Source organism: Hominenteromicrobium mulieris, assembly GCF_046197855.1.
Taxonomy (GTDB): domain Bacteria; phylum Bacillota; class Clostridia; order Oscillospirales; family Acutalibacteraceae; genus Hominenteromicrobium; species Hominenteromicrobium mulieris.
Window position 1 is genome coordinate 615,202 of sequence record NZ_CP173188.1, and the last position, 18,589, is coordinate 633,790.

Genomic DNA, 18,589 nt, shown 5'->3' on the forward strand with positions numbered 1-18,589 from the left:
TCACTCTCCTTTACGGCAAGCGCCCATAGCGGTAGAAATGGGACTGCCAATAGCTTGAATTTAGGTTTGCATAAGAGATCGGATCTCCGCAGTGGATCATCATATTGTTGCCGACATAGATACCCACATGGCTGACGCCGGGGGTATCATAGGTTCCGGTGAAAAACACCAGATCGCCCGGCTTGACGTTGGCAGAGGATACGGGCGTACAGATATTGCAAAGTCCCTGCGCGCCCAGCCTGCCCACATCCCAACCGGAATGATTGATGACCCAACTGACGAAGCCCGAACAGTCAAACGAGGTGGAGGGGCTGCTGCCGCCCCAAACATAGGGGTAGCCGAGATACTTTTCCGCTTCCTTGATGATGGCGGCAAACACCTCATCGTCCAGCGCCTCCGGGGGAATGTCGTAGTCGGTATAGCTGCCCTCCACATACTTGCCGATGTAGCCTGAACCGGGAAACAGGTCGGGGCGGTTGCCGAGGGTGGCCATATAGGTGGCGTACATTCCGAACTGTTCCTCGCTCATAATGTAGACGGGAACATGAGAGAGGTTGAAGTTTTCCAGCGTGACCGTGCAGATGTAGTAGTCATACGGCACCTGATAGGTGTCCGTGTGGGTGTTGCCGTCCGCGTCCGTCCATGTGTCGGTTTCTGTGCGGTAGCGGGTTTCCACCACCACATCCTCGGTCAAAATATACTGGCGGTCAAAGAGCATTTGGAGCGTACCATGCACCTCATCCAGTGTCCATTCCCCTTGATGCAGCGCCGTGATAATGGAAATGAGTACATAGGGGTCATGCTCAATGGTGTCCAGATCAAAGTGGTACTCATCGTAGTCATGGGTGCTTTCGTAGGTGTCGAGGTAGCGCTGAAGCTCTGCTTCCATCGCGCAATACTGCGCTTCCGCGCCCAGCATATCGGCATCCTGCGATGGATAGGTGCTGGCCGCGATCCCGGAGCCGACGCCATCCATCAGCACCGAGCAGGAGGACAGACCGTTGAGCAGAAACGCCAGCATCAGCAGAATCGCGGCGGCAATGGCAAAGCCGCGCCGGTGCTCCCACACATATTTGCCAGCTTTCTCAGCCTTTTCAGCGGCTTTTTTCGCGGCCTTGGCGGTATTCTCTGCCGCCTTTGCCGTAGTCTGCGCCGCCTGATTGTGCTTGGCAGCGGCATACTGCTTCTTAATGGCCTGCTTCTGCTGCCATTTGGAAACGGGATTGCTGGTGGGGCGGTCGATCTCTGCTTTCTTCTGGAGCGCGTCAATGTTGGCTCGCTCCAGTTTTTTCTCCGCACGGATGGCGGCGCGATAAGGCTTGAGCTGATGGGCGCGGTGGGCAGACTGTACCAGCCGCCCGCCGCTCTCCACGGTTTGCTCAACCTTGTGCGCAGCCTCTACGCCCACATTGTCATCCTCGCTCTGCGCCACCTCCCGGTGAACCTGAGAGAGAACAAAGTTGGCAGGGGCATCCCGCACGGCATGGGTCAGCTTGGAGGGCGGCTTTTTCTTGTCCACTTCCTCAAACCGGAGCTGCGTTTTTACCTTGCCGGTGGCAGGATCAAAGCCGCGTTCCTTTTTGACCACGGTTTTCTTGGGAATTTTGGCCTGCGCCTTATCCGCCTTGGCCGCTGCTTTTTTCACCTGCTTGATGGGCTTTTCCAGCTTCGGCTCGGCAAGATCGGCGTCGGAAAACTGTAAACGCGGTTCTCTTTTCATGCCGACGCCACCTCTTGCGGTTTGGTGGTCATGACGCGGTACAGCTCGGTGTCCTTCGGGAAGTGGTCAATGAAGGGCAGGATCGTGTTGCCGTAGAACAGCAGCCCCTCGCCCTCGCCGGAGTGGGTCACATAAGAAAGCTGATGCGGCGAAATGTTGAGCTGCTTTGCGAGAATCTGCCGGTCGCCAGCGGCCTGATTGAGCATATAGATGAAATCGCTGTTCTCAAAGATGTTCTCAACCTCCCGGCTGGACAACAGGTCTTTGACATTTTGCGTGATCCCGGTGGGGATGCCGCCCCATTTGCGATAGCGCTTCCAGATTTCGACACTGTACGAAGCCGTCTGTTCCTCTTTCAAGAGAAGATGGAACTCGTCAAGATAGTAGCGGGTCGTTTTGTGGGCAGCGCGGTTGATGGTCACACGGTTCCAGACCTGATCCTGCACCACCAGCATCCCGATTTTCTTGAGCTGCTTGCCCAGCTCCTTGATGTCGTAGCAGACGATGCGGCTATTCACATCCACATTCGTGTGATGGTTGAACACATTCAGAGAACCGGTGACGTAGATTTCCAAAGCAGTGGCGATGTACTGCGCTTCCTTTTCATCCTGCGCACGGAGGGCGTTATACAAGTCCTCCAGCAACGGCATATTCTCCGGCTTCGGGGCGTTGAGGTAATCCCGGTAGACGATGCGCACACAGCGGTCGATGATGGTCTTTTCCACAGGGGCAAGCCCGTCCTTGCCGCCGACGATCAGCTCGCACAGAGACAAAATGAAGTCGGATTTCAGGCTCAGCGGGTTATCATCGTCGCTGTAATCCAGATTCAAGTCCATGGGATTGATATAGCAGGGCGAACCGTCGTAGCCCTTGCCGGTGGGCGACAGCTTGATGACCTGACCGTGCAGACGCTCCACCAGCGGCGTATATTCGCCCTCCGGGTCACAGATGATGATGTCATCCTTGGGGCAGATAAGAAACGCATTGGTGATCTCACGTTTTGCCGAAAATGACTTGCCGCTGCCGGGAGTGCCTAAAATCAGGCCGTTGGGATTTTTCAACAGTTTCCGGTCTACCATGATAAGGTTGTTGGACAGGGCGTTGATGCCGTAATACAGCGCCTCGGAGCCAGTCTGAAACAATTCCTGTGTGGTGAAAGGCACAAAAATCGCCACGCTGGAGGTGGTCAAGCCCCGCTGAATCTCGATCTGATTCAGCCCCAGCGGAAGACTGCTCATCAGTCCTTCCTCCTGCTGGAAGTCCAGCCGGGTCAGCGCGCAGTTATACTTCTGCGCAATGCTGGAGGTCTGGAAGACGTTGTTGTCAAGCTGCCGTGGCGTGTCCGCCGTGTTGAGAATGAGAAAGGTCAGCAGGAACATTCGCTCGTTGCGGGACTGCAAATCCTGCAACAGCTTCTTAGCCTCTGCGCCGTAGGTGGCAAGGTCGGACGGGATAATGTCCATGTCGTACCCGGCGCGGACGGCTTTTTTCTGTTCTTCGATTTTGGATTTGTCCAGATCGGTGATCTTGCGCTTGACGGTCTTGATGGCGTTGACCTGATCCACAGACTGCACATGGAGATTGACAAGGACGCTGCTCTCCATATCCAGAAAGTCCGCCAGCATCCGGTCATTCAGCTCCGGTGCGAGAATCTGCACGAAGCTGATCGCGCCCAGCTTTTTGCCCATGCGGAACATCCTGCCGGTCTTGAACTCAAAGGAGCTGGGCGCGATAAAATCCTTGGTGGACAGCCCGGAGGAAGCCAGCCAGTCCCACGAAAAGCGGAACGGCTCCTGCTCATCCATCCGCAGAATGTCGTGCATGACGTGCAGGCGCTCAAAGCCGTTCAGCGGCGCAGCTACAACGCCCAGCCGCTTGAAGTTGTTCAGGAGGTCGGTTTCGATGCGCTCCAAACGGGGCTTGGCGGCGCGGAGGTTGTCGGCCTCAATGCCGAATGTGAGATACTTGGTCTTAATGAGGCCGTTGTTGCCGCGGGCAAGCTGATTTTGCAGCATACCGGCGTACTCGGCGCGGATGCCGTCAAACTCGTCCCCGCAGGGCGGAATGGAAATGCTCCGCGCAAAGGTTTCCTGCGAAGCCGAGAGGTTCACAAAGGAAAGCTGGAATTGCACGGAGCTGTCAAAGTAGTTCAGGAAATCGCACCACGCCTCAAAGATGGCGGTCTTGTCCTCATTCTGCGAGAGCTGGTAGTTGATGTCCTGATACTGGATCGTTTTGGTGTAGCGCGTGTCGGTCACACGGCAGATGCCGTCTGGCCACATACGCTGATACGGGATGCTATCCTGCGCCGATTTTTCTTTCTTATCCGTTCGGTTCGCTCTTGCGATGGCGGCTTCGATCTGTTTTCGTTCGGCGCGGGTCAGCTTTTTCTTTTCGGACAATTTGATACACCTCCCGGTCTAACTGGTTTTGCCGCTCCAGAACGGCATAAAAATTGTTGGTCTTATACGGGCGCTGCTTCGGCCGCTGGAAGCACACACGGTAGATGTTGCGGATGACGACCTCCAGCGGCTGACCGTTCTTTTCATACATGGCGAACAGCATGGCCGGGATCATCACCACCATCATCACCATTGCGGCGGGGCTGGTGCCAATGCTGCCCTTGAGCAAGAAGAAAAGCGGTACGCCGATGAGCGAGCCGCTTCCGAAGCAAATGAGCTGCCGTTTCGTGAGATTGAACAGCACCTTGGTCTTTACTTTGGTTAAGTCCTTTGGGACATTGACATAGGCCATAGAAATCCCCCCTTTACAAGAGCTTTTCATATCGAAGTTTCATCTGCGCCGGGTACAAAGCGGAGGCTGGCTTGCGGCTGCCTGTCCAGCATTTCCCACCAGCTAATCCTGCACAGCTCCAGCCAACAGCACGGAGGCTGCTGCCGCTCTCGCTATCCAGCGTATAGGTGATGATCTTGCGGTACCCCATTGCCTTTGCCGCCCGCGCGGATGCGGCATAAAGGATGCTGCAAGCGTTCTTCTCACCGGTGGTGCAAAGGCGATTGACCTCCAATGTCCAGCCATCATCCAGATACCGGCTCACCGGACGGCCTACGATTGCAACGCCGACAAGCTCTCCATCCTTGGCATAGCCGATGGAAAACTTATGCCCCGCAGTTGCCTTATGGTGCCGGTGATGCGCATTGACAAATGCGTTCGCTGTTGCAAGGGTAACGGGCGTGAGCGTCAGCATGGTATCACCCCCGTTAATGCGCATTGAACACGGACTTGGCAAGGCTGCTCGTTTTGAACAGGCAGAAGCACAGCAGCACCGTGTAGCCCATGCAAGTCCAGATGGCGTAGATGATGTCATCCACAAGCGCGATGTTCTGCACCAAAACCGCGTAGATGGCAACGCAGACGATGATGAGAAATGCTTGGAAGCCCAGCGCCAGCAGGGAACGGATGTAATTCTGTCCCATGCCGCCCCATTCCTTGCCCATCATGGTCGCCATTGGGATGGGGGCAACAGAGGTGACGAGATATATTTCAATCATTCTTCCGAATGTGATAATGAAAATGCAGATGGTCAGCGCCCACATGGTAATGCCAACGAACAGCGACTGGAACCACAGGCCGAACAGCGGCCCCAACTCCATTTCCATCAGCCGATCCTCGATACCCACCATGACGCTTGAAATGTTGATGCTGGTGTCGCCGATAATCAGCCCGGAGGCGCTGGCAACGACGCTTTGGGCGGCATCAAACACGCCCATCACAATCGTCCATGTGTTTGTCACGATCAGGACAGCGGCAGCGGACTTGAATGCCCACTTGAAAAATATCCATGTGTCCATGTCGTTGAGGTTATTTTTGTCGGTAATGAGCTGGATCAGTTCCAGCGTCATGACAAAGGCGAGAATTGCGCCTGCGATGGGGACGATCACGGTTTCCGACAGGTTTTGTATCATGCCGAAAATGCTGCCGTTCCATGCCTGCGGCGATAAGCCCACCTGACCGGAGATCTCGGCAACCTTTTGATTGGTCGCATCGAACATCCCGGACAGATTGCTCACGATACCGCCGATGAGCATTTCTTTCAGCCATTCCGTGATCTTATCCCATAAGAAATCCATAGGGTTGCCCTCCTTTCAGGAGGATGCCGCCCGAAAGCGGCACCCTCCGTGGATTTACGGGAAGCAAACGAGCTGCCGATTAGCCGAACAGACCGGACAGCAGCGGCACGAGGGTAATGCCAATCAAAGCCACCCCGCCACCGGCCATCAGCTGCTTCATGCCCTGAGATTTAGCACCAGATAGCCATAGGTAAGCATTTGATATGATCTCCAGCTTTTCCCCGGCTCCACACCGTGCGTGCAGCTTTCACCGCACACGGCGTTCCATCGAATTTGGTCATACAGGGCTTGCGACACTTTGTGTGTACTTCTTTTGCCAAATTCGACTTGTGGCCTTTCCTCCACCGTTTACTTTTTCACGGCTTCATAGGTACTACGCCACTACTTTCACTGAAACAAAGAATGGTTATTGCCTTCTCACGAAGGTATTCCCATCCACCATCTCGCAGCCTTGCAACAGGCTAAATGTTTTCAGATTCCTGCGTTCCGATATTTCTATCATGGGCCGCATTTAGGTTCTTCCTCTAAGCCTGTATTCAATTCTTTGCGAATCGTGCCGCCTGTAACGGCACATGGACTTTCATAACAACCATTTTTACTTGTCCACGAATACCTCCGTATAAGGAGTACCACCGTTTCGATGGTATCAACGTTTAGACTTGTACATTCAGAAGTTCGTCAGTATTTCCATACATACTAACCATGTGCGGCTGACACCCGGCATATAGGATGCGCTATCCACCTCTGGACAGCTTTCGATTTCAGCCTTGCAGCCAAAACTACGGCATCTCTCTGCCGACTTCACCGAGCTTCTGACAATCGGCGGTTGCGCACCTATGCCAGTCGGAGTATTAGTGTGGACGCTTCGGGGCGTTACCCCCCTCATTTCATCCATCGAAATATCAGTTCTCCAAGGTTTTGGACTTCATTCGTCCTTCGACCTGTGCCTGACCTTTTCAGTCAGGAACGCATCGCACGGTTGTCGTTGCCGTAGCCCTCCAGCAGATTGATCGCACCCCAAATGCCGAGGCCAGCGCCCAGCGCCACAACGAGGGTCTGAAGAACACCAACAGCAGAATTAAAGAAAGCCATAAATAGTACCTCCGAAAAATATGTTTTTAGATTTTGGAGGGTACATTTCTTCCACGAAGTTTCATCGAGTCGTTGTCAAAGCAGGCTGCCGCCGTCAGGCGACAGGTTCACCGGAAAGGTCTGCCTGATACACCTCAACTGCATCATCCGGCTTGAGCTTGAGGCGATGGGACAGAAAACGCTCTATGTCAAAGGCGTATTTCTTGTCATAATCCGCTGTACAGCGGTAGAGGGGGTGCTTGGTGAGATCATATTTATTGGACAGAAACGGGCGGACGCCGCGAAGCTGCAAGATGCACTTGCCGCCATCCAGCACGGCAAGCTCATCCACGCTCATCAGCTCCTTGCCCAATTTCTGATAGTTCAGCGAATGGGAAACCTCGCGGCCACGGCTCTCGCCGGTGTTATAGCTGTCGATGGTTTCCTTGCCCAGCGCCGCCGCCAGCTCTTTCAGCGTACCGGGTTCCTTTCCACCCAAAAAGATGGAACAGTCCATGTTGCCGATGATCGTATCCGCGCTGTCTTTATACAGGGCTTTGAGCTGGCTCTGTGCCTGTAAGACAAGGCAGCAGGAGATTTCTCTGGAACGGATTGTCGCTACCAGCTTCTCAAGCCTCGGTATCTGCCCGATATTCGCGGCCTCGTCGATCAGGCAGCGGACATGAACCGGCAAGCGTCCGCCGTACACATCGTCGGCCTTTTCACACAACAGGTTGAATAGCTGGGTATAGCACATGGAAATGAGAAAGTTAAAGGTATCGTCCGTATCAGACATGATGATGAACAGGGCGGTTTTCCGGTCGCCCAGCGTGTCCAGTTGCAGCTCGTCATAGGCCGTCAGTTCCCGAAGCTCCTGAATGTCAAAGGGTGCAAGCCGTGCGCCGCAGGAAATAAGTATGCTTTTCGCGGTCTTGCCGGCACTTAGCTTGAATTTGGCATATTGGCGGACGGCGAAGTGGTCTGGCTTGCGCTTTTTCAGCTCGTCGAACATCAAGTCCACCGGATTTTTGAAGTCCTCATCGTCCTCACGCACCTCCATCGCATTGATAAATTCAATGAGCGTGGAGAAGTTCTGTTCCTCCACCGGCGCTTCATAGTGGATGTACCCAATGAGGGCGGTGTAGAGCAGCGTTTCCGCTTTCACCCAGAAATCGTCACCGGCTTTGCCCTCGCCCTTGGTGTTGGCGATCAGCGTCGTGACCAGCTTCAAAATGTCCTTTTCCGAGTGGATGTAGGCGAACGGGTTGTAGTGCATGGACTTCTTGAAGTTCAGGGAATTGAGAATCATGATCTGATACCCGTTCTTTTGCAGCGCATGGCCGCAGGAAACCACGATGTCCCCTTTGGGATCGGTGACGACAAAGCTGGTGGGATAGGTTTTTGAGGTGCATTGCAGCAGATTGGGCTTCAACCAAAAGCGGGTCTTGCCCGAACCGCTGCCGCCGACGATCAGGACATTTTTATTCCGCGCCGTTTTCGGGTCTTTGGGGCGGCTATTCATCGTCAGCCGCTCCGTCTGCGTGAGAATGATGTTGTTCTCAAATGCGGGATTGACGTAGGGCTTGATGTCCTCGGCGGTTCCCCAACGGGCGCTGCCGTACTCCAGATTTTTGCGAAATTTCTTTGCGTTTTTGCCCTTGATATAGACCGCCAGCCGAATGGCAATGGCGGCGGCAACGCCCACGCACAGGTCAATGGGGTGAAAGCTGGGGACAAGGGAGTGGAACGCCGTGTTCAGGCCGGTCATAATGTTCAGCAGCTTCGTGGAAGCGTCCGAACCGGGAGCCAGCCGCACCGCCTCGCTGACCTTGGTGGCCAGCAACGCGATGAACACATACGGAATGTTGGGAAGAATGAGCTTTTTGACGTTTATTTGCTTCATCGTTCCAGCTCCTTCCGCTTTGTCCTGTCCACCACAGCCGCCTGAATGAGCGACTTGAAGTGTTGCAGCTTTTCCAGCACCGAAGGGCGCTCCGCCTTTCTGACCTGCTTGGCGGTATATTCCTTGAACGCGGCGGTCATAGCGTTGGCGTCCGGTGCTTTGAAGAACACCATGTACCGCTTTTCGCCCTTGACCTTGAATGGAGCGAAGTCAATGCCATACTTCCGGGCGATCCGGTTGAATGAGCCGATATTCTGATCGGTGACTTCAATGCTCTGCAATCCCTTATCCTTGGCGGCAAGCTGCTTGACGGTCATTTTCCCGTGGGGGTTGGCCTTGCCGTGCTGATATTTCTGATGGTCGTTTTTTAGCTGCTCCAGCAGCTTGGCAACGGCCTTGCGAAATTCCTGTTCACCCAGCTTTCCGCAGGAGATCATCAGGGATACGATTCTCTGTTCAACTTCTTCCTGCATGACTTATCACGCTCCTTTCCTTCGATTTGCAGGGAGAACGCCGGGACACTAAGGCGGAACCACCAGCCGGTGCAGAAGATGCTTATTCATTTCTGCGCCCCTGTCCCTTGACGGTCAGGATGCCGTCCAGCGTGGTGGCGGTGATCCGCAGGCGCTCGGCCACGGCGATGTCGTTTTTCACGCTTTCATCCACGGTGCTGCCGCAAACCACCAGCACACGAGCGCGGCGCAGATATTCCCGTGCCATGTCGATGCCGTCCTTATGCTCCTGCGGAATCTCATCGCGCAGGAACAGCGGCAGAAACAGCGCGGGGCAGACGGGCGAAAAGCCCGCATCATAGACCGCCCTGCAATACTTGGCGGCGTTTTCGGTGTTCTCAAACTCATTTTCGCTCCACGGAGCGGTGATGTAGGCAAGGGGACGTTTCATCGGTATCAAATCCTTTCTCCCGGAATCGGGCATGAAAAAAAGCGGCCTTTAGGGGCCGCCGTGAAAATCGTGATTGACCAGCATGGCGTAGTGGTTGTCAATGGTGGAAACGGAATTGAACAGCGCCGCCATGAGATAGGCTTTCGTGTTCCAGACGCGGGTGGTGTTCTCGCGGATACCGTCCATGACCTTTTCGATGTGCATGGAGGTGATCTTTTCAAAGCGCTGTTGCACGAAGCCGGTGGGATACTCCGCATCCCGCCCGATCTTGACTGTGGGGCTGCGGTTCATAGCAACCTCCAGCATAATCTCCACCAGCTCATCAAGCTGCATCCGGTCATACTGCTGACAGAGAATGTCATATTCGATTTGCTCTCTGATCTCCGCTTTTTTCTCAAATCCGTCCGTCATTCCGTCCGCCGCAGGCAGAAAGAATGAATGAGTGCTTGATAGATCAGTATTTGATTTTTGAGTATTAGATTTCTTAGTATTTAATTGCGCGGGATTATCCGTATCCGGTGCCTCCGTATCCGGGTTATCCAGATACGGGTTTTCCGTATCTGGTAAAGTCGTATCCGGTGGAGAGGGCTTTCGGGGCTTCTCAAAGATGGTGTACTCCGTGTCGGAAATGCGCCCGTCCTTGCCGCGAAGCTGACGGCGGATGATGTAGCCCGCCAGCTCCAGCTCCTTGAGCGTTTTCCCGATGGCGTCCACGCCCTCCTTGCAGATCGCAGCCAGCCCCCGCGTGGTGTAATTCCACTCGTCGGGGAGGGAGAGCATCATGGAGAGCAGCCCCTTGGCTTTCAGGGAAAGATTGCTGTCTTTCAGGTGATGGTTGCACATCACCGTGTAATCCCGCGTCCGTTCAACGCGAAATACAGCCATATTGCTTCAATCCTTTCCGCAGGGCAGTCAACCTGTTTGGCCGTCCTCCTCGGCAAACCGCGTATCCAGCCGCTTTACGCTCCAGTTCTGCTTGAACTGTCCCAGCGGGCCGGTGCCGAACTGCGCCAGCGCACGGCGATCCAGCTCCAGCAGCTTTTCCCACAGCTCCGGGTGATGCTTTCGCAGCTTCCGCAGCTCATCGATACGCTGGAACGGGCAGCACCAGCAGGACGCACGGTGGTAAATCTCATATAGCCCGCCGAAGTCAAAGCCACGGTCGTAACAGGCTTGGAGCGCCTGCGCCTCCGTGATGCCCCATTCCACGAGGGGATACCGCTCATCCTTGCAGCGCCACGCTTCATCGGCGGCGATACCGACATAGTGGATCGCGCCCAGCTCGCCTTTGAGCCGGTTGACTTCCTTGGTGATGAGGTGCGTTTTGAGCTGCCCGGTACACCAGCGGACGCGGATTCCCGGCCAGCCGTTGCCGTAGGGCGGGATGCCCAGCTTTGCACGGTTTTCCAGACTGCGGGGCTTCTGCTTGGGTTCATCGAACATCAGGTATTCAAAGCCCTTGGGATGCCGCAGCGTGGTGATATGGATGCCGCGCTCCCGGAAAAGATGCTCGTCCAGTTTGGCAAGGTGCGCATACATTTCGGGAAACTCCATGCCGGTGTCTGCCGACAGCACCATGTCGATGGGCATACCTCGTTCGATCATCAAAAGCAGCATGGCGGAACTGTCCTTGCCACCGGACAGGCTGACGGCGTGAAACTGCTTGCCGTTTGTGTTCTGAATGGTTTCCCGCATGGGGAAGCCGCTCCGTTTGCACTCCTTTCCCACATCACAGCTCATAGATGGGTTGCTCGTGTTCGTAATAGGGATCGCAGAGGGCGGCAAGCTCGGCCACCAAGTCCTCCAAATCCAGAGAAATCTCGCTGTCCGCCCAGTCGCTGCCCTTGTAGACGCGGTACTCGGTGACGTATTCACCTTCTCCGGCGTTCACGCTGAATTTGGCAACGACGGCAAAGCCCATATCCTCCAGCAGCCACAGTTCCATCGAGCGGGCAGCAAACACCGCGCCGATATAACTGTCGCCCACGTCCTCATAGAGAAGCGTCGCTCGCTGCTTGAACAACTCCGTGCTGCGATAGTCCAGACTCAGCGCATTTTTGCCGTCTGCGCGGTAGGCATAGACCGTTTCAGCCTTGTTCCAAACGGCTTGCAACAGGGCGTGATAGTCGATGTTTTCCAGAAACTCGTCGATCTCCGTTTCCGTGTAGCCGACCTCCGTACCCTTGCGGAACAGCGTGGTCAGCGCTTTTTCCAGCTCTGTTACTCTGCTCATGGTAATTCCTCCAATCATTTTAGTGACGCCGCTTTTTCCGGTCAGGAAGGATATGCCCCTCAATGACGGCGGCGTGTTTGCGGATTTTGATTTCTCCGCGCCTCTCGGATGCCTGCGCCTTGGCATATCCCACGTCGGAGAGGAACAACCTCAGCCGTTCGCCCTTTTCACCCACAGGAGATTTCCATGACAGGACATCAAAAATAATCATGTGGCGGGTTTCGTCCATAAAGCGCTCCAGCGCAAGGATGCTGTGACCGCCGACAAAATCATCAGCGTTCATATTCGGCACCTCGCGCTCTGATCTGAAAGGCGGCAAGCCCATAGCGGGCGATCAGAGTGGCGTTGACGATCAGGCGCAGCGCCTCCGGGTCAATGACCTCCGGTTCCGCCAAGTCCGCCATCGTGACGGCCTCCGTCTTGTCGCAGAGGTCGCGCGCTGCCATGAACAGTGCGTAGTTGTGCGGCGAGGTGTTTTTCAACACCGCATAGCCGAACTCAATCCCGTCCTTGCAGAAGCAGTTTGCCGTGCGGCGGTAAATGTCGTCATTAGAGGTCAGCAGGTACATGGCCGCATAATAGGCGTTGGTATCCCTGCGGCGGCGGTAGCCCTGCACGGCGCATTGATACTGCATTCGGCGCTCATGCTGCTCATTGCTCCAAAGGCTTCCGGGATAATGCTTGATCAGCAGGTTCAGGCGCTGGAACAGGCGGCGTTCATGGGGAAATGTCTCTAAGACTGCCTCGCGGTAGCCGACCACACCGGCCTCGATGCGCTCGGCCAGCCACGGGCAGCGCAGGGCGGTACAGCCCAGCTTTTTCACATACTCAGTACAGAGCTGGCAGCTCACATCCTTGGGGGTATATTTGAATGTGTTGATATACATGGGTGCCTCCTTTTGGCATGAAAATAGCGGACAAACAAACTGCTTGTCCGCTCATCGGCTCTGATCGCGCTGGCGCTTTTTCTGCCATGCGTCCAGTAATTTGAAGATGGTGTTCTCAATCTGGAACGGGGTATAGGAACGCGGGAAGTATTTGCGGAGCTTTTCACCGGAGAGCGTGATGTCGTTTTTCTCCGGTTTCTTCTGTTCCATCATAATCGAAAGCATGGTGTCCTCGTTCAGCTCGCCGCTCTGACTGAGCTTTTTCATCCGCTGCGCCTGAGAGAGCGAGGGGGTGGCCTGTTCGCTGTCGATGGTTTCCAGAAGCAAGCCCTGCTCCTTGGGCGTCAGCGCCGCAATCTGGTAGGCAGGACTGAGGGCGATTTTCTTCTCATCCACCATCTGCTGAAGCTCCGGGACTAACTGCGTCAGGGCAATGTAGTTGCGAATGGTGTCACCGCTCACACCGGCTTCCTGCCCAACTTCATCATCGCTGCGGAACTTCGCCGAAATTTTCGGCGAAGTCAGATCCGTCCGTGCGCCCTGCCGCTTGATGGCCTCCATCTTCATCTTGTAGGCTTTGGCGCGTTCGGAGGGAAGAATGTTTTCTCGCTGGAGATTGCTGTCCACCATGATGATGGTGGCAGCGTCCCGGTCGATGTTGCGGACAATGACGGGCATTGTGGTCAGTCCCGCCAGCTCACAGGCGTGTTTACGGCGGTGGCCTGCGATCAGCTCATAGCCGCCGTCCTCCCGTGGCCGCGCCAGCGCGGGGACGAGGACGCCGTACTCCTTGACGCTTTCGGCGGTTTCCTGCATGGACGCATCCTCCCGCACCTGAAAGGGATGATCCGGGAACGGATGCAGTTCGGAGAGCGGAATCTGAACGACTACTTCCTGCTGCGGTTTCGGCTTTTTGGATGGCACGGGCTTTTTGTCCGGTTCCTTCTGCACTGTTTTTTCAGGCATTGTGTTCCTCCTGTCGGCATCTGATTTTGGGTACAAAAAAAGGACATTTCTTCTTTTCAGAGGAAATGTCCTGATTTCTTGGACGGGCTGACAGCCTGCCCAAACGGTATTTTATTTTTGTCGTTACTATAACACCCCCTACGATATAACTACTTCGCGGCTCGATTTTTCGGTTTGGAAAAGGATGAAAAACCTTGCCAGATAACCGAAAACCCTTGATATACGGGGCTTTTCCGGTTTGTCGTAATTATACCGTAAGGGCACAGCTGTGCCAGCTTGCTGCTGGCCAACGGCGTCCCCCTCAAACACATTCAGGAGTGGTTGGGGCACAGCGACTTTACCACCACGGCGAACATCTACGCCCACTTGGATTACAAGTCCAAGATCACTTCGGCGCAGGCGATGGAGACAGGGCTTGCTCTGCCGGAGGGCGGCGACTTCAGCAGCCGCTGGAGTTCGATCAGTGCCGGGGAGAACAGCTGATTTTCTCCCTTGAAAACCGAAAATCGTGCGGGCTTTGCCCTTTAGGCAAAAATTAAAAAGCCTGTAAACGGGCTTGTTTACAGGCTTTTTGTGGCGGAGAGTTAGGGATTCGAACCCTAGAGACCTTTCGGTCTACAGCATTTCGAGTGCTGCACCTTCGACCACTCGGACAACTCTCCGTATCTATTTTCGTCCGGTTTTCTTTCCAGAAATTTGCTCAAAAATTCGTTGGAGAGAAAACAGGAGAGACGGCAAAAAATATTCGATTTTGAGATTTTCTGTGTTGAGGAATATCAAGGAGAATCAGGGGGACGAAATTCCCAGCTTCTGCCGAAATTTCGAGTCAGTCCCGCTATGACCGCTTCGATACGTTTCCATATTCGGCTAAAGCATGGAAAAACACGCTTTGCGCATACTATTTTATCGGTTTTGAGAGAAAAAGTCAAGCGTTTTTTGGCAAAAAGGTTGACATATACGGGGCAATGCGGTTACAATAACTGTGTATTATGATGTTTAGACCTTTTGTTTTCGCACGGCTAAAGCTGTGCGGATATGACTCGGAAAGTGAGGATGCCGCTTTTGCGGCGAATGCTTATGGATATGAAAAAATGGATGCGCTGCGCTGCGGCGGTCGTTTTGAGCGTTTTGGTGGCGTTCAGCGCGACGGCGTGCTCGCAGCCGGCGAATATTGAATCAGGTGCCGTTTCGCAGGAATACCCGGTGACCGTGAACGAAGTGACGTTAAACGCAAAACCCCAGAAGGTGGCGGTACTCTCCGGCAGTTTAGCGGATGTGGTGCTGGCGATGGGGTACGAGACGAGCTTATCGCTTGCAAGCGACGACTGCACACAGCCCGATTTACAAGTTCTGCCGAAGGTTTCCGCAACGGATGCGCAGAGTGTGATCTCTGCAGGTGTGGATCTCGTTTTGGCGGAGACGATGGACGACAGCGAAAAGCAGACGCTTGAAAACGCGGGCATTACGGTGCTCCTTTTGACGCGTGCGAAAAACCGCGAGGATTTTGAACGCCTGTACGCGCAGGTGGGCACGGCTTTGAACGGCGGCTCTACGGGCTATAATGTGGGCGTGAAGGCAGCGCAGAAGATCTTCTCCTCGCTCGACGACCTTTCGCGCTTGGCACCGGAGAGCAACACCGTGGTGACGGCGTGCTATATTTCGGATGTAAACGGATCTGCGGTGACGGGCGATGAGCTTGGCAGCGTGATGATGTCGTATATCGGTCTGACGAACATTTTTAAGGGCCTTACGGGCGGCACGTTTACGTTTGACGATTTGCGATTGAGCGACCCGACGATGATTTTCTGCTCAGAAGATGTGCGCGGGCAGATCATGCAGGACGCGCAGTATGCGAATCTTTCGGCGGTAAAAAACGGCCGTGTTTACGCCGTCGACCCAAATTATATGAATTGGCAGGGCAAGACGGTGTGTAACGCGTGCATCGACATGATGGGCCTTGCATACCCCGAATTGACGGAGGAAAACTCCGCTGCGCTGGAGCTGGATTCCGAGCTTTCGGAAACGGAAGCGACGGCGAGCCCCTCACCCGCGCCGGAATACACGGCGATCAAATCCGGCACGGAGGGCGACGATGTGTTCGCGATGCAGCAGCGCTTAGCGGAGCTTGGCTATCTGACGGTGGAATACACCGGCATGTATGGCGAAGTGACGATGGAGGCCGTAAAGGCGTTCCAGAAAGCGAACGGGCTTACGGCGACCGGCGAAGCAGATGCCGAGACGCTGACGGTGCTCTATTCCGCGGAGGCAAAAGCCGCAGACGGTGCGGAAGCCACGGCGACGCCGGAGCCGGAATCGAAAACGAGCACGGCGGAGGGCACCGTGACAACACACGAAGATGCGTAAAATTTGAGAGCTTGAAAGGGCGGCTTTGCCGCCCTTTTTTGTATTGACTTTTTCTCCGCTTTTTTTTATAATCAGAAGCAAGATGCGCTTTTGCGCGCTATTGTATTGAGTTTGGGGCGCAAGCTCCGGGGGAGGAAACATGTTTTTCACAAGAGACAAGAGCTTTTACAAAACGCTCGTCACGCTCGCGATACCGATTGCGCTGCAGAACGCCGTAACCTTTGCGGTCGGCCTTGCAGATAACGTGATGATCGGCACGCTCGGCGACAGTGCGATTTCCGGTGTGTATGTGGGCAGCCAGCTGCAGACGCTGCTGCAAATGTTCATCGGCGGCATTGAGGGTGCTATCCTTATTTTGGCTGCGCAGTATTGGGGTAAACGCGATACAAAAAGCATCCGCCGCATTGCGGCTATCGGTGTGCGGTTTGCTTTGCTCATCGGTTTGGTCATTACGGTGACGGCGTTTTTATTGCCGTCGCAGATCGTATCCCTGTTCACGAGTGATGCTTCGGTCATTGAATCGGGCACGGTTTACGTGCGCGTGGTGAGCCTTTCGTACATTTTCTTCTGCATTTCGCAGGTGATGGTGGCGACGATGCGCGCGGTGGAGACGGCGAAGATCGGTCTTTACGTGTCATTTGTGACGCTCATTGTGAACGTCATCTGCAACTATATTTTGATTTTCGGTAAGCTTGGCTTCCCGGCGCTCGGTGTGACCGGTGCGGCGGTGGCTACGCTGTTTTCGCGCATCATTGAAGCGGCTGTGATGGTCGTTTACGTGCGCTGCGTCGATAAAAAACTGAAGCTTCGCTTTGCCGACCTCTTAAAGCGCGGCGGCGAATTGACGCGCGATTTCCTGCGCTACGGTCTGCCTATCATGGGAGGGCAGGTCGTATGGTCGGTGAACATGCTGGGGCAGACGATGATTCTCGGCCGTTATGACGCGGGCGTCATTGCGGCGGTGAGCATCGCGAATATGTTGCACAACATGATGTACATTGCAATGAACGGCCTTTCGAGCGCGGTGGGCATTATCACCGGCAAGACGGTCGGCTCCGGACGTATGGAAAAAATTCGCGAGTATGCCCGCACGACGCAGGTCATTTTCCTCGGCCTCGGCATTCTTTCCGGCATTGCGGTGCACTTCCTGCGCGACCCGTTCATCGGGCTGTACGGCGCGAGCGACGCGGCCGTGGCGTATGCGCGTGAGTTCATCAATGTCATTTCCGTTACGATTATCGGCACGTGCTATCAGGCGGCGTGCCTGTTCGGCCTTGTTAAATCCGGCGGCGACATTTCGTTTGTCTTCCGCAACGACACGATCTTCGTGTTCCTTGTGGTGCTGCCGTCTGCCATTATCGCGTCTTACCTCGGTGCGCCGCCTTGGGTGGTTTTTGCGTGCCTCAAATGCGACCAGATCTTAAAATGCTTCGTTGCCGTGGTGAAGATCAACCGGTATAACTGGATGAAGAACCTGACGCGCGAGACGAACGAAGTGTAAAACTACGACTTGAAGGGAATTTTCATGAAGCAATTTCGCGGAGCCTTGCTCCTGACGATCACCGCCCTTATTTGGGGTACGGCGTTTGTAGCGCAGAGTCTCGGCATGGACCATTTGGGTCCGTTTGCGTTTAACGGCGTACGCAATTTCATTGCCGCGCTGGCGCTTTTGCCCGTGCTGCTGTTTATGCAGCGCAAAGCGCCGAAAAAAACGCAGACGGACGAAGAGAGAAAGCAGAGCCGCAAGACCCTGTGGGTGGGCGGCGTGCTGTGCGGCTCGGCACTTGCCGTGGCCTCTAATTTGCAGCAGTTCGGCATCAGCTTTACGACAGTGGGCAAGGCCGGGTTTCTGACGGCGCTTTACATCGTGATTGTGCCGATACTCGGTTTGTTCCTCAAAAAACGCGTGCCCGCAACGGTTTGGGTGAGTGTTGTTATTGCAGCGGCGGGCACGTATTTGTTGAGCGTGCAGGAGGGCTTCACCATCGCGCCGGGCGACCTGCTTGTCATTTTGTGTGCGCTGGGCTTTTCCGTACATATCCTCATCATCGACCATTTCTCACCGATGGTGAACGGCGTGGCGCTTTCGTGCGTGCAGTTTCTTGTCTGCGGCATTCTTTGCACGGCAGCGGCGCTGTTTACGGAGACATTCACGCTTGCGGATATTTTAAAAAGTGCAGGGCCGCTGCTTTTCACGGGCCTGATGTCGAGCGGCGTGGGGTACACGCTGCAAATCTTGGGGCAGAAGGATACCCCGCCTGCGGTGGCGTCCCTTATCATGAGCCTTGAATCTGTGTTTGCGGCGCTTTCCGGCTGGCTGGTCCTCGGCCAAAGCATGAACGGACGCGAGCTTTTGGGCTGCGTTTTGGTGTTTGCGGCGGTCATTTTGGCGCAGATTCCGCTTGAGGCGCTGAAAAAGGAAAAAGCGGTGAATAAGACGGCATAAAGTAA

The 18,589-nt window shown here is 54.8% G+C and carries 17 protein-coding genes, 1 tRNA gene and 3 pseudogenes; 4 read left to right on the forward strand and 17 right to left on the reverse strand.

What is annotated here, in order from left to right; genetic code table 11:
- Positions 1-10: 10 nt before the first annotated feature.
- The 16 genes and pseudogenes from ACI0CA_RS02945 to ACI0CA_RS03020 form a co-directional block, all read right to left on the reverse strand.
- Entirely contained in the window at positions 11-1,720 is a 1,710-nt protein-coding gene (locus ACI0CA_RS02945) for a CD1108 family mobile element protein (protein ID WP_308449341.1), read from the reverse strand.
- Complete coding sequence (locus tag ACI0CA_RS02950; protein WP_308132314.1) at positions 1,717-4,122, reverse strand: VirB4-like conjugal transfer ATPase, CD1110 family; 2,406 nt, start codon at positions 4,120-4,122, stop codon at positions 1,717-1,719. The genes ACI0CA_RS02945 and ACI0CA_RS02950 overlap by 4 nt, the downstream gene beginning before the upstream one ends.
- Positions 4,043-4,474, reverse strand: a complete 432-nt coding sequence (locus tag ACI0CA_RS02955; RefSeq protein ID WP_308132313.1) for a PrgI family protein — start codon at positions 4,472-4,474, stop codon at positions 4,043-4,045. Before ACI0CA_RS02955 ends, ACI0CA_RS02950 begins: the two co-directional genes overlap by 80 nt.
- Positions 4,475-4,487: 13 nt before the next feature.
- Positions 4,488-4,928 (reverse strand): XF1762 family protein, encoded by a 441-nt coding sequence (locus ACI0CA_RS02960; protein ID WP_308132312.1) that lies wholly within the window; start codon positions 4,926-4,928, stop codon positions 4,488-4,490.
- A 13-nt stretch (positions 4,929-4,941) separates the two neighbouring features.
- Positions 4,942-5,811, reverse strand: a complete 870-nt coding sequence (locus tag ACI0CA_RS02965; protein ID WP_446806562.1) for a VirB6/TrbL-like conjugal transfer protein, CD1112 family — start codon at positions 5,809-5,811, stop codon at positions 4,942-4,944.
- A 79-nt stretch (positions 5,812-5,890) separates the two neighbouring features.
- Positions 5,891-5,989 (reverse strand): annotated as a pseudogene (locus ACI0CA_RS02970) (Maff2 family mobile element protein); the annotation flags it as partial.
- Positions 5,990-6,774: 785 nt separating this feature from the next.
- Positions 6,775-6,903: pseudogene (locus ACI0CA_RS02975) on the reverse strand (Maff2 family mobile element protein); the annotation flags it as partial.
- Positions 6,904-6,997: 94 nt separating this feature from the next.
- On the reverse strand, positions 6,998-8,785 hold the full coding sequence (locus ACI0CA_RS02980; RefSeq protein ID WP_308449340.1) for a VirD4-like conjugal transfer protein, CD1115 family: 1,788 nt from the start codon (positions 8,783-8,785) through the stop codon (positions 6,998-7,000).
- Complete coding sequence (locus ACI0CA_RS02985) at positions 8,782-9,258, reverse strand: PcfB family protein (protein WP_446806561.1); 477 nt, start codon at positions 9,256-9,258, stop codon at positions 8,782-8,784. The genes ACI0CA_RS02980 and ACI0CA_RS02985 overlap by 4 nt, the downstream gene beginning before the upstream one ends.
- Before the next feature lie 82 nt (positions 9,259-9,340).
- On the reverse strand, positions 9,341-9,688 hold the full coding sequence (locus ACI0CA_RS02990) for a DUF7768 domain-containing protein (RefSeq protein ID WP_044927052.1): 348 nt from the start codon (positions 9,686-9,688) through the stop codon (positions 9,341-9,343).
- 48 nt (positions 9,689-9,736) lie between these two features.
- Positions 9,737-10,573, reverse strand: a complete 837-nt coding sequence (locus ACI0CA_RS02995) for a DUF6017 domain-containing protein (RefSeq protein ID WP_055270785.1) — start codon at positions 10,571-10,573, stop codon at positions 9,737-9,739.
- A 27-nt stretch (positions 10,574-10,600) separates the two neighbouring features.
- A complete protein-coding gene (locus ACI0CA_RS03000; protein WP_308449338.1) occupies positions 10,601-11,383 on the reverse strand; it encodes a phosphoadenosine phosphosulfate reductase family protein in 783 nt (260 codons plus the stop codon).
- Positions 11,384-11,417: 34 nt separating this feature from the next.
- A complete protein-coding gene (locus ACI0CA_RS03005) occupies positions 11,418-11,921 on the reverse strand; it encodes a hypothetical protein (RefSeq protein WP_120151310.1) in 504 nt (167 codons plus the stop codon).
- A 19-nt stretch (positions 11,922-11,940) separates the two neighbouring features.
- Positions 11,941-12,204 (reverse strand): DUF5720 family protein, encoded by a 264-nt coding sequence (locus tag ACI0CA_RS03010; protein ID WP_021633188.1) that lies wholly within the window; start codon positions 12,202-12,204, stop codon positions 11,941-11,943.
- Positions 12,194-12,808, reverse strand: a complete 615-nt coding sequence (locus ACI0CA_RS03015; RefSeq protein WP_116705169.1) for a hypothetical protein — start codon at positions 12,806-12,808, stop codon at positions 12,194-12,196. The genes ACI0CA_RS03010 and ACI0CA_RS03015 overlap by 11 nt, the downstream gene beginning before the upstream one ends.
- A 51-nt stretch (positions 12,809-12,859) precedes the next feature.
- The gene (locus ACI0CA_RS03020; RefSeq protein ID WP_308449337.1) at positions 12,860-13,774 is read right to left on the reverse strand and encodes a ParB/RepB/Spo0J family partition protein; all 915 of its coding nucleotides are present in this window, start codon (positions 13,772-13,774) and stop codon (positions 12,860-12,862) included.
- A gap of 261 nt (positions 13,775-14,035) precedes the next feature.
- On the opposite strand from ACI0CA_RS03020, the pseudogene ACI0CA_RS03025 reads away from it, so the two are divergent.
- Positions 14,036-14,257: pseudogene (locus ACI0CA_RS03025) on the forward strand (tyrosine-type recombinase/integrase); the annotation flags it as partial.
- 91 nt (positions 14,258-14,348) lie between these two features.
- Here the strand turns inward: ACI0CA_RS03025 and ACI0CA_RS03030 are convergent.
- Positions 14,349-14,436, reverse strand: a tRNA-Ser gene (locus tag ACI0CA_RS03030).
- A gap of 415 nt (positions 14,437-14,851) precedes the next feature.
- On the opposite strand from ACI0CA_RS03030, the gene ACI0CA_RS03035 reads away from it, so the two are divergent.
- The 3 genes from ACI0CA_RS03035 to ACI0CA_RS03045 all read left to right on the forward strand — a co-directional run bounded on the left by ACI0CA_RS03035 (position 14,852) and on the right by ACI0CA_RS03045 (position 18,584).
- A complete protein-coding gene (locus ACI0CA_RS03035; protein WP_418931772.1) occupies positions 14,852-16,138 on the forward strand; it encodes a peptidoglycan-binding protein in 1,287 nt (428 codons plus the stop codon).
- A gap of 139 nt (positions 16,139-16,277) precedes the next feature.
- Positions 16,278-17,639, forward strand: coding sequence for an MATE family efflux transporter (locus tag ACI0CA_RS03040; protein ID WP_308449335.1), 1,362 nt, complete (start codon positions 16,278-16,280; stop codon positions 17,637-17,639).
- 24 nt (positions 17,640-17,663) lie between these two features.
- Positions 17,664-18,584, forward strand: coding sequence for a DMT family transporter (locus ACI0CA_RS03045; RefSeq protein WP_176820928.1), 921 nt, complete (start codon positions 17,664-17,666; stop codon positions 18,582-18,584).
- Positions 18,585-18,589 lie beyond the last annotated feature (5 nt).